This window comes from Microbacterium sp. (assembly GCF_031178445.1).
Lineage (GTDB): Bacteria > Actinomycetota > Actinomycetes > Actinomycetales > Microbacteriaceae > Microbacterium.
This window is the reverse complement of the sequence record NZ_JAPSIY010000013.1, coordinates 1-12,840: the sequence shown is the minus strand read 5'-3', so window position 1 is coordinate 12,840 and position 12,840 is coordinate 1. Positions and strand designations below refer to the sequence as shown.

At 68.6% G+C, this 12,840-nt stretch carries 12 protein-coding genes; 5 read left to right on the top strand and 7 right to left on the bottom strand.

The genetic code is table 11. The features are described 5' to 3' along the window. Positions 1 to 253: 253 nt before the first annotated feature. Together RIN43_RS15075 and RIN43_RS15070 are read left to right on the top strand one after the other, a co-directional pair. Positions 254 to 907 (top strand): NAD(P)H-hydrate epimerase, encoded by a 654-nt coding sequence (locus RIN43_RS15075; protein ID WP_309129743.1) that lies wholly within the window; start codon positions 254 to 256, stop codon positions 905 to 907. A gap of 170 nt (positions 908 to 1,077) precedes the next feature. Then, entirely contained in the window at positions 1,078 to 2,745 is a 1,668-nt protein-coding gene (locus tag RIN43_RS15070) for a chitobiase/beta-hexosaminidase C-terminal domain-containing protein (protein WP_309129742.1), read from the top strand. A gap of 68 nt (positions 2,746 to 2,813) precedes the next feature. Here RIN43_RS15070 and RIN43_RS15065 read toward each other — a convergent pair whose 3' ends face one another. Further along, positions 2,814 to 3,278, bottom strand: a complete 465-nt coding sequence (locus tag RIN43_RS15065) for a hypothetical protein (protein WP_309129741.1) — start codon at positions 3,276 to 3,278, stop codon at positions 2,814 to 2,816. A 177-nt stretch (positions 3,279 to 3,455) separates the two neighbouring features. On the opposite strand from RIN43_RS15065, the gene RIN43_RS15060 reads away from it, so the two are divergent. Genes RIN43_RS15060 through RIN43_RS15050 form a run of 3 tightly spaced genes read left to right on the top strand, consistent with a single transcriptional unit; the run spans position 3,456 to position 5,778 of the window. Continuing rightward, positions 3,456 to 4,112 (top strand): DUF998 domain-containing protein, encoded by a 657-nt coding sequence (locus RIN43_RS15060; RefSeq protein ID WP_309129740.1) that lies wholly within the window; start codon positions 3,456 to 3,458, stop codon positions 4,110 to 4,112. 56 nt (positions 4,113 to 4,168) lie between these two features. Next, positions 4,169 to 4,537 (top strand): YciI family protein, encoded by a 369-nt coding sequence (locus RIN43_RS15055; RefSeq protein WP_309129739.1) that lies wholly within the window; start codon positions 4,169 to 4,171, stop codon positions 4,535 to 4,537. Next, complete coding sequence (locus tag RIN43_RS15050) at positions 4,534 to 5,778, top strand: sigma-70 family RNA polymerase sigma factor (RefSeq protein ID WP_309129738.1); 1,245 nt, start codon at positions 4,534 to 4,536, stop codon at positions 5,776 to 5,778. The genes RIN43_RS15055 and RIN43_RS15050 overlap by 4 nt, the downstream gene beginning before the upstream one ends. 55 nt (positions 5,779 to 5,833) lie before the next feature. Here the strand turns inward: RIN43_RS15050 and RIN43_RS15045 are convergent, their stop codons facing one another. The 6 genes from RIN43_RS15045 to RIN43_RS15020 all read right to left on the bottom strand — a co-directional run bounded on the left by RIN43_RS15045 (position 5,834) and on the right by RIN43_RS15020 (position 12,785). Beyond that, positions 5,834 to 6,706 carry a hypothetical protein gene (locus RIN43_RS15045; RefSeq protein ID WP_309129737.1) on the bottom strand — a complete coding sequence of 291 codons (873 nt, stop codon included), beginning with the start codon at positions 6,704 to 6,706 and terminating at the stop codon, positions 5,834 to 5,836. Between the two features lie 156 nt (positions 6,707 to 6,862). Continuing rightward, positions 6,863 to 7,747 (bottom strand): metallophosphoesterase, encoded by an 885-nt coding sequence (locus RIN43_RS15040; protein ID WP_309129736.1) that lies wholly within the window; start codon positions 7,745 to 7,747, stop codon positions 6,863 to 6,865. Positions 7,748 to 7,782: 35 nt separating this feature from the next. Beyond that, the gene (locus RIN43_RS15035; RefSeq protein WP_309129735.1) at positions 7,783 to 8,829 is read right to left on the bottom strand and encodes a LacI family DNA-binding transcriptional regulator; all 1,047 of its coding nucleotides are present in this window, start codon (positions 8,827 to 8,829) and stop codon (positions 7,783 to 7,785) included. Next, positions 8,826 to 10,682: an iron ABC transporter permease gene (locus RIN43_RS15030; RefSeq protein ID WP_309129734.1), complete on the bottom strand. Its 1,857-nt coding sequence runs from the start codon at positions 10,680 to 10,682 to the stop codon at positions 8,826 to 8,828. Before RIN43_RS15030 ends, RIN43_RS15035 begins: the two co-directional genes overlap by 4 nt. 1 nt (position 10,683) lies before the next feature. Next, positions 10,684 to 11,703 (bottom strand): ABC transporter ATP-binding protein, encoded by a 1,020-nt coding sequence (locus RIN43_RS15025; RefSeq protein ID WP_309129733.1) that lies wholly within the window; start codon positions 11,701 to 11,703, stop codon positions 10,684 to 10,686. 8 nt (positions 11,704 to 11,711) lie between these two features. Further along, complete coding sequence (locus RIN43_RS15020; protein ID WP_309129732.1) at positions 11,712 to 12,785, bottom strand: extracellular solute-binding protein; 1,074 nt, start codon at positions 12,783 to 12,785, stop codon at positions 11,712 to 11,714. Positions 12,786 to 12,840: the final 55 nt, after the last annotated feature.

Below are 12,840 nucleotides of genomic sequence, written 5' to 3'. Positions count from 1 at the left end.
CCGGGCGCTCTTCATCCGCTCCCGAAGATTGCTGGCGGGAGTCGTCGTCCTTGCTCAGGTCGGGATCAGTGCCTTCGGGCTCGAGCGGATCGGTGGGGAACGGGGTGGGGTCAGACGTGGCAGCCTCCGAGTCGTGTGGTGATGGAGCATCAGCGTCGCACTCAGTTCGAGGCGGGGCAGCAGGGTTGACAACAGACAAGCAAGGGCACGCTCTATCGACGAACGACGCATGATGCTGTCGTATGTTGATCGCATGGCGACCACCGTCCCGACGTTCACCGCCTCCCAGGTTCGCGCCGCCGAGGCGCCACTTCTCGCCGCAGGCATCCCGCTCATGCGCCGGGCGGCTGACGCGCTCGCCGAGGTCATCGCCGAGCACGCGCCGACGCGGATGCTCGTGCTCGCCGGAGCCGGCGACAACGGCGGCGACGCGCTGTTCGCCGCGGCATCGATCGCGGCCAGCGGCATCCAGGTCGATATCCTCCACACCTCCGACCGTGTCCACGACGAAGCACTCCGAGCCGCGACGGATGCCGGCGCCACGTCCGTCCGACTCGAAGAGACCGATCCGGCCGCCTACGACCTCGTCATCGACGGCATCCTCGGCATCGGCGCGCGAGGCGCGCTCCGCGGCACAGCGCGCGACGCTGTGACAGCGCTGCTCCCTGCGTCTTCGCGTGTGATCGCCGTCGACCTGCCCAGCGGACTCGACCCCGACACCGGCGAGGCCGACGACATCGTGCTCCCCGCCACCACGACTATCACCTTCGGCGCCGTCAAAGTGGGACTCGCCCGGCGGGAAGGTCCGAGGCTCAGCAGCCGCATCGTCTTCGTCGAACTCGGGCTCTCACTGCAGGCAGCGGATGCGGCCGGCGAAGCATCCGTCGACGAAGTCCGCCGGGGCTGACCGAGCCCGTTCGTCTTGTATTCACTACTCTCCGCCGTCTGAGCATCCTCCGCGCACAACCTGTTCTCCTGACGTTCCCTTCTTCGTCGTCCCACCGTCCGATCGACTGCCTAGCGTCCGAGGTGGCGCCCGACCGCGGGCGACGTGGATAGACAACCTGGAGACAAGTGATGAAGCGAAAGATCGCCGGGGCCTGCGCCCTGGCCGCCGTCGCCACGGCGGTGGCGCTGCCCGGCGCCGCCAACGCGAGCGCGACCAGCACCGGAGAGCTGCCGGCGCCGGTGTTCAGCCAGGACGGCGGACGGTTCACCGGGCCGACCACCGTCGAACTCACCGCCCCGAAGGGCACGCAGATCCGGTACACCCTCGACGGCTCGATGCCCACCGAGAAGAGCCCGCGCTACAAGAAGCCGATCGTCATCGACGAGACCGCCAACCTCACCGCCGTCACGGTCAAGGGCAACCGAGTCTCGCCCGCCGAGGTCGAGGGGTACATCGTCAAGTCCGACGAGAAGCCGCTGCTGTCGTTCTTCGTGATGAGCGACGTGCATACCTCCTCACTCAGCGACAAGAACCGCGGCATCTGGAAGAGCCACTTCGACACCCTCGCCGCCATCGACCCCGACCCCGACCTGATCGTCTCGAACGGCGACCAGATCAATGACAACCACGGCAACACCGCACCCGACCACCAGGTCGTGAAGACGATCTTCGACGAGAACATGACGCGTCTCGGCATCGAGGACACCCCGGTGCTGATGTCGCACGGCAACCACGACGTCGGCAACGCCGATATGGAGAAGTACTACGGCGACTGGTTCCCCAACGCAGCCGGCGGCTACTATGAGCGCACCATCGGCGAGCACACTTTCCTCGTGATCGATACTGAGCGCTACTCCGGCTCGCAGCGCACCTGGTTGCAGACCCGCCTCGCCGAGCTGTCGGCTCGACCCGATGCGCACAGCAAGCCGGTCTTCGTCATCGGTCACCGTCCGACCGCGAACACGGTGCACGACGGCGCCCAGTCGTCGAACCCGTCGCTCACCAGCGACCTCGCCAAGCATCCGCAGGTCGTGTACTTCTCGGGCCACTCGCACCTGAACCTGAATGACGAGCGCTCCATCTGGCAGGGCGAGTTCACCGCGGTCAACGACGGCTCCATGTCGTACACCGAGACCCCGCATGACGCCTACCAGATCTACGGCGACGCCCTGTGGAGCGAGTACACCATCCCCACCGCGCAGGCCCTGCACGTCGAGGTATACGACGACCGCACCGAGATCGAGCGCATCAACTTCGCCGCCGAGAACGAGCGCACGTACTCGAACGGCGCGTGGGGCTTCCAATCGGGCTTCCCGTTCATCAGCGCCGGCACGCTGGCCGGACCCGGCTGGACGGTGCGCCTCGAGGGCGACACCGCCGACGAGGTGCGGGCGAACTTCGACTACACCTCCGCCGCCCGCGACGCCGTGGCGCCCGTTCTGCAGCGAAAGCCGCAGCACAAGGTCACCGCCGACGGTCGCGACATGCTGCGCGTCACCGCTGCGAAAGACGACGAGTCCGTCTACGGCTACGACGTGCGCGTGCGCGACGCCGCCACCGGCGCCGAGGCACTGCCCATCCTCGCCGGTGCGAAGGTGCTCTCCGACTTTCAGATGGCGCCGCGCCCCAGCATCCTCGAGGTCCCGCTCGCGATCCGCGACGGGCGGCAGGAGGATGCTCCGCTTCTCACCCTCACCAAGGGCACCGCCTACATCGCCGAGGTGACTGCGGTCGACATGTACGGCAACCGCTCGGAGACCAAGACGGTCGAGTTCGTCGCCGGTCAGGACGACTGAGGCATCCTGACTCGCACAGCGCCCCGCGGCTGAACGGTTCGCACCGTCCGGCCGCGGAGCCGCTCGCGTCACGACCGGGTCATCGTCGACGGGTACCCGCCGCCACCCGGGTACACCCACTCGCCGACCATCTCGCGGTCGTCGCCGCTGAAGGTGCCGCGGAAATACGCCGGGCTGCCCTTCGCGCCGGCCCAGATGGTCAGCGTGTCGCCCTCGAGCTCGTAGACGTAGTCGAAGGTGTTGCCCTGCGAGTCGTAGAAGCGCGAGGCGAGGTCTTCGCCGACCGGCTCTCCGAACGGGCGCAGATTGCCGATCACCTCGAAGCCCTCGACCTTCTCGCCGAACTGCTCGAGGTCGACCTTCTGAAGGAGGAAGAACCCGCCCAGGGCCCACTCGTATGTCACGGTTCCCGGGGCGCCACCGGTGACGGTCCACGTCCCCACCAGGCGGTCGAGCGCCTTCAGCTGCTCGCTCGGCACCGGCTGCTCGCCCATGCCGTACTCACCGATCGTCTGCGCGCTGGTCTCGTTCATGATCATTCCTTCTCTCTCCGGCGGCCGGATGCCGCGTTCAACAGAGACGACGGAGCCCGTGCAGCGTTCTCGACATCAGCCACGAGAGAGATTCGTGGTCGTTCATGTCAAGGAGTCGGTCTCGGCTCCGTGGTGTCCATGAGGCCCCACTCCGGGGCCGGAAACGGAGACCACATCATGACCATCCGCACCAGCACCGGGAACGCCGCTCCGACGGGCACCACGCACCCGGCCACAACGCGGCGACTGCTGCTCCTCGCCGCACTCGCAGGACCGGCCTTCTACCTCTCGTCGCTGCTGCAGGCGCTGACTCGCCCCGGCTTCGACATCCGCATCCATCCGCTCAGCCAGCTCGCCACCGGTGACCTCGGCTGGATCCAGGTGCTTTCGTTCGTGATCGCCGGGCTCGGGGGCCTCGCGCTCGCGGCGGGGTACCGCCGCATCCGCCCCGACGGCTTCGGTCGGCGCTGGGCGCCGCTGCTCATCGCGGGCTTCGGGCTCGGCTTCATCCTCGCCGGGCTGTTCCCCATGGACCCTCAGAACGGGTTCCCGGTCGGCGCGCCGGAAGGCACCGTCCCGCTGTCCTGGCACGCGATCGTGCATGTGTCGGCAGCAGCGGTGTCGTTCCTCAGCCTCGCGGTCGCGTGCATCCTGCTCGTGGTGCGGTCGGTGCGCCGGCGTCGCGCGGCGGCATCCATCGGTCACGGCGTCGTCGCGCTCGTGCTGCTGCTGCCCACGTCGCCCACCGAGTCGAGCATCCAGATCGCGCTCACCGGTCTGGTCGCTTTCACCTGGGTCGCTGTCATGGCGATCCGCCTACGGGCCGACGCGTGAGCGACCCGACACTCGATACCCTTCCCCTGCACGCTCACACTTCGAAGAGGAGAACCGTGAAGTTTCTGCTGCTCAGCTACACCCCCGCCGATTCGTGGGATGCCGCGACCGCCGATGCTCCCACCCAGGAGGCGCTCGACGCCTTCGCCGCCTACCAGCAGTTCGAGGCCCGGTTGCGCGAGACCGGCGAGTTCGTGCTCAGCGAGGGCCTGGGCCACCCCGCGGTGACCACCACCGTCCGCAAGGGGCCGAACGGCGTCGTCGCCACAGACGGGCCCTTCGCCGAGCTCAAGGAGGTGCTCGCCAGCTTCGCCATCATCGAGTGCAGCGGCATGGAACGCGCGCGTGAGATCGTCGCCGAGATGGTGTCGGTGCTCGACGAGCCCATGGAGATTCGCCCGATCATGGGAGATGACTTCGCGTGACGGCATCCGTCGACCAGCGCATCGAGCGCATTCTGCGAGAAGAGGCCCCGCAGGTGCTCGGTGCGCTGGTGCGGCGGTTCGGCCGGTTCGACGCGGCCGAGGATGCCACTCAGGAGGCGCTGCTTTCCGCGCACACCGCCTGGCGCACCGATGGCATTCCGGTCGAGCCGCGTAGCTGGTTGATCCGCGTCGGATATCGGAAGCTCATCGACCTGCTGCGTTCCGAGGATGCCGACCGCCGGCGTGAGCAGGAGTGGGTCGACAGCCCTGAGAAGCGCGCCGCGCCGCTCACCCCTGGACCCGTCGTGGTTGGTCACGACGACAGCCTCGAGCTGCTCGTGCTCTGCTGCCACCCCGCGCTCAGCGACGCGTCGCGCATCGCGCTCACCCTGCGCGCGGTCGGCGGACTCACCACCGCCGAGATCGCACGTGCCTACGGCGTCAGCGAGGCGACGATGGCGACCCGCATCAGCCGCGCCAAGCAGACGCTCCGCAACGCGGGTGCGCGATTCGAGCTGACCGCCGCCGACGACCTGCGCACCCGCCTCGCCGCCGTGTCCCGCGTGCTTTACCTGATCTTCAACGAGGGATACACCGCAACCGCGGGCGAGGCACTGAGCCGCATCGACCTCACGCAGGAGGCGATCCGGCTGACGCGGATGCTCGCGGGCGTTGCTGCCGACGACGCCGAGGTGCAGGGGCTGCTGGCGCTCATGCTTCTCACCGAGGCCCGCCGCGACGCGCGCCAGGAGGACGACCGCCTCGTGCTCATGCAGCACCAGGACCGCTCCCGATGGGATGCCGCACTCCTCGATGAGGGGCGACGGCGCATCGAAGCCGCCTGGAAGCGCGGCGAGCTCGGCCCGTACCAGATCCAAGCGGCTATCGCCGCCGTGCACGCGGAGGCCGCGACCGAGGCCGATACCGACTGGACGCAGATCGCTGCCCTCTACTTGTGGCTGGAGCGGCTGGAGCCGACCGCTCCCGTCCGTCTCAGCCGTGTCGTGGCGGTCGCCCGCGCCTTTGGCGCCCCACGCGGGCTCGCACTCCTCGACGACCTCGACCGCAAGCACGGCATCATGGCCGACCCGCTCGTCGCGGCGAGAACGCATAGCGTGCGGGCGCACCTGCTCGACGACCTCGGCCGGCACGCCGAGTCGCGCGCCGAGTTCCGCGCCGCCGCTGAACTCGCTGCGAACGAGGTGGAGAAGCGGTATCTCCGTGAGCGCGGCGGTACGTAGGGCCGAGGCAGCGACGAAGTAGCGGGTCGGATGCTCCGCCCACAGCCGCGACCGATCAGCCGCCGAGGAGCACTCGCATGCTCTGCGCGAATCTGCCGCGCCAGGTCGTCGGCCGCGCGTTCTCCCGGGCGGTCAGCTCGGCGCTGGCCTTCTCATACGACTCCCGCAGGCGGTGGTACGCCCTGCCGCGCCGCTGAACCGCGTACCCGAAGGCGACTGCCAGGAGCGAGACCGCGACCCATACCCACGGCGCCGACTCGGATGTTTCGAAGAACCGTGAGACAGCAGCGCCGAGAAGTGCGGTCGCGAGCACCATGACGCCGCCGCCGAGCCAGTCGTGAACCCGAGCGGTGTCTGCGGCGCGATGCGCGTAGCGATCGGCATCCTCTGCTGATTCCAGGCGATCCACGTCGAGGTAGCCCGGTGTCGCGAGCGACGGCCACGGATTGTCGGCGACCTGCTTCTCGCTCTCGGTCATCCCCTCGAAGTACGCCTGTTGTCGGTCGGCGTGGGCGATCATCCTCAGGCCCCGCAGGACGATGATCCACACGGCGATCCATGCGACCAGCAAGCCGATCATCACGAGGAGCTGCGCATCGCTCGCGGGCCACGAGAGCGCGATGCGGAGTGAGCCGAGCAGGGCCGCACTGCTCAGGAACCACCACCCCGTGCGTGATCGGACTCCGGCGGCGACGAGATCGCGGATCCGGCTCTTGGGGCCGACGAAGACAGGAAGTGTCCAGCCGACTGCCACGAGGTGTAAGGCCAGTGCCAAGGTGACCAAGGAAGTGGCCGTCTCCACTGCCAGAAGGAAGAAGTAGTCTCCATCAGCGAGCGACTCGCCCGCGGCCCAATCGCCCCAGGCACCTGCCCCGACCGCCAGCGCGGCCAGAACGATCTCAGCGAGTACGACCCACCAAAGAGCCATCCCCACGATCATCGCGCCGCGACCGACGGCCGCCGTTCTTCCGCTCCGGGTCTTGAATGCCATATCGCGCAAGATACTTGGTCACGGCGACATCCCGGTGCAGGGCGGTCTCCGTCGTGGTGTCCGCTGAAGAACCACCGTCACCGGTCCACCGCCTCAGTCGACCCCGCGCCATCCGATCCCCGCACCGGCGATCCGCCGCTGCGCCTCATCCGCCGCGACCGGCTCACCGACGTCCGTGCCGCGCTCCAGCCCGACGGCGGAGTGCACGATCGTGTCCTCATACACGTGCACGAGGTTGTAGCCCTGCGTGGCGTCCTGCCCGCGCGTCGCTCCAACGGGCTGCGCGAGGTCCTGCCCGTACGCGCTCGACGACGCCACCGCGACGGGGATGCCCGCGAACGTGCCGAACGACGGGTGGTGCACGTGGCCCGAGAGGATGCCGCGCACGTCGCTACCGCGAAGCACAGAAGCCAGGCGCCCCTGGTCGCGCAGCTCGACCGTCACCGCCAGATCGAGCACGGTCGGCAGCGGCGGGTGGTGGATCAGCAGCAGCGTGCCAGCGGGAGCGGGCGTCGCCAGGTGGTCGCGCAGCCATCCGAGCTGCGCCTCGTCGATCTCACCCCAGTGCTCGCCGGGCACGGTCGAGTCGAGCACGATCACCCGCATCCCGCCGAACCAGCGAACCTCGGTGACTGGCTCGTCCGCGGCACCACTCAGCCCGAGTTCGGCACGCATCACCCCGCGCGCGTCGTGGTTCCCCGCCGCCCACACCACCTCGCACTCGAGCGCAGCCGCGGCCGGCTCGACGAGCGCCCGCAGCCGCCGGTACGCCGTCGCATCGCCACGATCGACCAGATCGCCGGTCATCAGCAGCGCATCCGGCTTCAACCCGGACGACACCAGCCGCTCAAGCATGAGCGAAAGGTTCGCGTCGGCATCCGTCCCGCTGCCGTACAGCGGCGACCGCTCGGCTGGCAGGTGCGTGTCTGAGACGTGCACGAAGGTGTGCGACGGGCGGGGATGCTCGGTGAGGATCATGTCTCTTCCAGGTCGGCGAACGAACGAAGTGAGGTTCAGAGGGCGGCGGCGGTCGTGCCGGCGACGAGCGAGCCCGAGAACCCGCGCCGCACGGTCTCGACATCCGTCTCGGCGGTCAGCAGCGTCTGCATGGTCTCGATGGCGGCCGCGGCGACGTCTTCCACGGGAATGCGCACCGTGGTCAGCCCGAGCAGGTCCGCTCCGGGGAGGATGCCGTCGCACCCGGTCACGCTCACGTCACCGGGCACAGACAGCCCCGCAGCGCGCGCTGCGCGCATCACGGCGAGCTGCCGGTAGTCCGAGGCGCACATCACCGCGGTGGCGCCGTCGCGCACGACATCGAGCGCTTCGTCGACGCGGTCCTCCGGCGCGGCGCCGGCCGACAGCAGGGTCACGCTCGCCCCGGCATCCTCGAGCGCCTCCCGCATGGCGGTCGCGCGCAGATGCTCGGGGTACGACGCCTCGGGGCTTCCCGCCAGCACCACCACGCGGCGGTGGCCCAGCGTCGCGACGTGCGTCGCGAGCAGACGCCCGTGCGCGGGATCGTCGTAGTGCACGGTGTGGATGCGGCGCGACGACTCCACCCGCCCGGCGCGCAGGATCGGCACCTGATCGGCGAACGGCTCGAGCTGTTCGGTGCTCACGCCGCCGGTCGCGACGATGAGCCCCGCCACTCGCATCCCGAGCAGCCGGTGCAGCGCATTCACCTGCGCGGCGCCGCGCTCGTCGGCACCGATCGTCACCGTGACGAGGTCGAGCCCGTGGCGGTGAGCCTCATCCTGCAGACGCGAGAACAGCAGACCGTATGCCGGGTTGCTCGCATCGCGCAGCATCAGCCCGACGGTGCCTGTGCGTCCGGCGGCGAGCTCGGCCGCCGCAGTGTTGCGCACGTACCCGAGCCGCTCGGCGATCTCAAGGATGCGCTCGCGCGTCTCCTCGGCGAACCGCCCCTCCCCCTTCAGCGCGCGCGTCGCCGTCGCCCGCGACACCCCCGCCGCGGCGGCGACATCGCTGATCGTCACGCGCAGCGCGGGCGTGGCAGCATCCGTCCGGCCCACCCGCGCTTCATCCGCACCGCTCACGCGCGCGACCTCCGCCGGCGCGGCGTCTTCGACGACCCGGCTCGTGATCCCCGTCCATACACGAGATACATGGTGACCCCCATGACGATCATGAGCAGCACCGTGTACACGAACGTGATCGGCATCGCGTCGAGGTTGTTCTCGCCCCGCGTGCTCTCCTGAATCGCAACACCCAGCGGCTGATACAGCGGGTGGTACAGGAAGATGGCCGCGTCGTAGTCGTCGAGCAGGCTGTTGAAGTTCAGTGCCGTGATCGCCGCGGCGGTGGGCAGCACGAGGGGGATCAGCACGCGGCGGAACGTCGTCAGCGACCGCGCACCCAGAATGCGCGCCGCATCCTCGAGCGAATCCGGCACCGACGCGAACCCGGCCTTCAAGAGCCGCAGCGTGAAGGGGATCTTGACGATGATGTAGGCGACCAGCAGCAGCACGGGCGTGCCCGTGAGCACCACGTTCGCCACGACGGCCTGCGGCCGGTCGAACGCCATCACCAGACCGAGCGCGATCAGCACGATCGGCAGGATCCACGGAATGTGCAGCACGTATTCGATCGCCGTCGTGATCACGTTGCGGTGCTTCTGCAGCACGCGGGCGACGAACAGCAGCCCGCCCACGACGATCACCGACGCCAGCGCGCTGTAGACCACGCTGACGATGAACGGCCGCAGGGCGCTGGCGCTGGAGAACACGGCGATGTAGTTGTCGAGCGTGAAGCTGTCGAGCGTGATCGACCCGGCCAGGATGCTGCGCGCGTCGACGAACGAGAAGATGATGATCAGCACCACGGGGATGAGGTAGATGATCCACAGCGCATACGCCACGACGTGCACGACGACGTTCGCGAACGGGTTGCGGATCGGCTGCTTCTGAATCGGCGTCGCCACCTTCGCCACCGAGAAGTACACGCCGGACTTCTCTGCCCGGTTCATGATCGCCAGCAGGATGATCGTGGCCACACCCAGCACGATCGCCAGCAGCGCGGCGATGTCGCGGGTGACGGGACTGCGCGACAGGTCGATGATCAGCGGCGCGACGGTCTGGAAGTCGGGCCCGCCCAGCACGAGCGGCGCGGTGAGGGCGCCGAGGCCGATGAGGAAGGTCAGCACGGTGACGGCGAACAGCATCGGCTTCATCACGGGCAGCACGATGCGGCGCAGGATCGTCCAGCTCGATGCGCCCATCAGCTTCGCAGCCTCGATCGACGCGTAGTCGACCTTCGCCAGCGACGACGACAGGAACAGCATGTGGTTGGTCGTCGTCGCGAACGTCATCACGAACACGACGGCGAAGTAGCCCGAGAACCAGTCGCGGTCGAGTTCGGGATTGACGTTCGCCATGAGGTTGGTGACGAAACCGAACCGCCCGTAGATGAAGTTGTACCCGGCGGCCAGCACGATGCCGCCGTAGATCAGGGTTGTCGCGTACCCGAGCCAGAGCAGCCTGGCGCCGCGGATCTTGAAGTACTGCGTCACCAGCACGATGAACACGCCCACCACGTTGACCGTGATCGACAGCGTGATCGCGAGCAGGAAGCTGTTGCCGAGCGTCTTCATCGCGCGCTCGCTGCCGAGCAGCTTCTCGACGGCGCGCACGCTGAACTGCCCGTCGGGGAAGAACGTCGTCCCCAGCAGCGCCGCGTTCGGCAGCACGAGGAACGCGGCGGCGAACCAGATCACCACGATGCCGGTGACCCACGCCAGCGGCGAGCGGAGCATGGCGCGGATGCTGCCGGGGCGGCCGTGACGGCGGCGCGTGCCACGGGCCGTCTCAGATGCGGCGGTCGCGGTCAGCACCCCGGCTTCGCCGGGCAGCGCCGCCTCGGGCGGCGGAGTGGGGTTGGTCGGCGTCGTCATCTCAGGCCGCCGGGTACTGCAGGACCCACGCCGGGTCGACGCCGATCTGAACGGTCTCTCCGGCATCCCACCGTCGTGCGCTCGCGCTCGCCGGAACACTGACGCGCAGGGTCGCGTCGTCGACCGCGATCTCGTACACGCTGTGGCTGCCGTGGTACGTGCGCTCCACGACGGTGCCGGTCAGACCGGCGGCCGCAGGGCTCGGGTCGTCGGCGCCTGCGAGCTGTAGCTTCTCGGGGCGAACGTAGCTCTCGGCGGTCGCGTCGAGGCCCGTCCCCGACAGGCGGGAGAGGATGCCGGGGGTCAGGCGGTTGCTCTCGCCGATGAACCGGCAGACGAACGCCGTGGCGCTGCGGTCGTAGATCTCCTCGGGAGTGCCGACCTGCTGCAGGCGACCGGCGTCGAGTACGGCGATGCGGTCGCTGAGGGTCAGCGCCTCCTCCTGGTCATGGGTGACGTAGACGGTGGTCACCCCGACCTCGTGCTGCAGCTGCTTGAGCTGCTCGCGCAGCTGCACGCGCAGCTTGGCGTCGAGGTTCGACAGCGGCTCGTCGAGCAGCAGGATGCGCGGGGTGAGCACGAGCGCGCGGGCGATCGCGACGCGCTGCTGCTGACCGCCCGAGAGCTCGGACACGTTCTTGTCAAGCTGCGATGCGGCGAGCCCGGTGCGCTCGGCGATCTCGTCGACGCGCTTGCGCTGCTCGGCCTTCGACACCTTCTTGACCGAGAGGCCGAAGGCGATGTTGTCCCGCACGTTCATGCTCGGAAAGAGCGCGTAGTTCTGGAACACCATGCCCACGTCGCGCTTCTCGCTGGGCACGCGCGTGACGTCGCGGCCGCCGATGTGGATGCGACCCGCGGTGGGCTCGATGAACCCGGCCAGCGAGCGCAGGGCGGTCGTCTTCCCGCATCCGGAGGGACCCAGGAGGGTGAAGAACTCACCCTCCTGGATCTCCAGATTCAGGTTCGAGACTGCCTTGTGGTCGCCGAACACGACCTCGACGTCTTCGAAGCGAATCATGTGCGATGTCAGCCGATGTACTCGAGGGTGACCTTCTCGACCCAGGCGCCGAGGTTCTCGCTGACAAAGCCGAAGTCGATGTCCTGACGCGGCATCGACTCCATCAGCTCGACGACGGCGGGGTTCGCCTGCTCGATCGCGCCCTCGTTCACGGGCATGGCGTTGAACTCGGCGGCGAACTCGCCCTGAACCTCGGCGCTGCCGAACCAGTCGATGAACTCCTGCGCCTGCTCATCGTTGCCGGAGCCGGCGATCTGGGCGATCTGCTCGGTCACGTACGGCACGCCGTACTCGGGGACGATCGCGCCGGTCGATGTGCCGTACTCGGCGTCACGCGCCTCGATGCCGCTCGAGGGCAGCACGCCGTAGTCGACCTCGTCGCGGGTGATGCGGGCGTAGAGGTCGGTGCCCTCGACCGCGGGCGAGCCGTTGGCGTAGTACGACTCGACGAGACTCCAGCCCTCGTCGCTGACGCCGAGGTCGCCCGACTCGTCGAGGTTCTCGGTGAGGATGCTGGCGAGCACGAGCTGCGGAGTCGCCTGACCGAGGGCGGGGTTGACCTCGTAGTGGCCCTTGAACGCCTCGTCGGTGTAGAGCTCCTCGAGGGTGGCGGGCGGGGCGTCGACGCGGTTCTCGTCGTACACGGTGACGATCGCCTGCTCGACGAGCGGCCAGTACGCGCCATCGGCCGGGTCGCCGGCGTCGGCGGGAACCTCGCCGCTCCACTCGGGCTCGTAAGCCGTGATGGCCTCTTCGGCCTTGAGCTGCTCGAAGAACATGTTGTTGAGTCCGAAGACGACATCCGCGACGGGGTTGTTCTTCTCGGCGATGATGCGGTTGGTCAGATCCGCGCCGCCCAGGCCGACGATCTCGATCTCGAAGCCGGCATCGGCCGCCTTCTCGATGATCCATTCGCCGCGGCCGTCGCTGTTCGAGTTTGTGTAGACGATGAGCGTCTCGTCGCCGCCTTCGCTGCCGCCGTCGCCGGACGGCTGATCGCCGCCTGCACAGCCCGTCAGTGCCACTGCTGCAACCGCCGTGATCCCGATGAGGGGCCAGCGCTTCTTTCGGATGTCGACCATGGTCGTCCCTTCTCGTCGTCGAGTGATGCCGCTTCGACATTACCCGAGCGTTGTG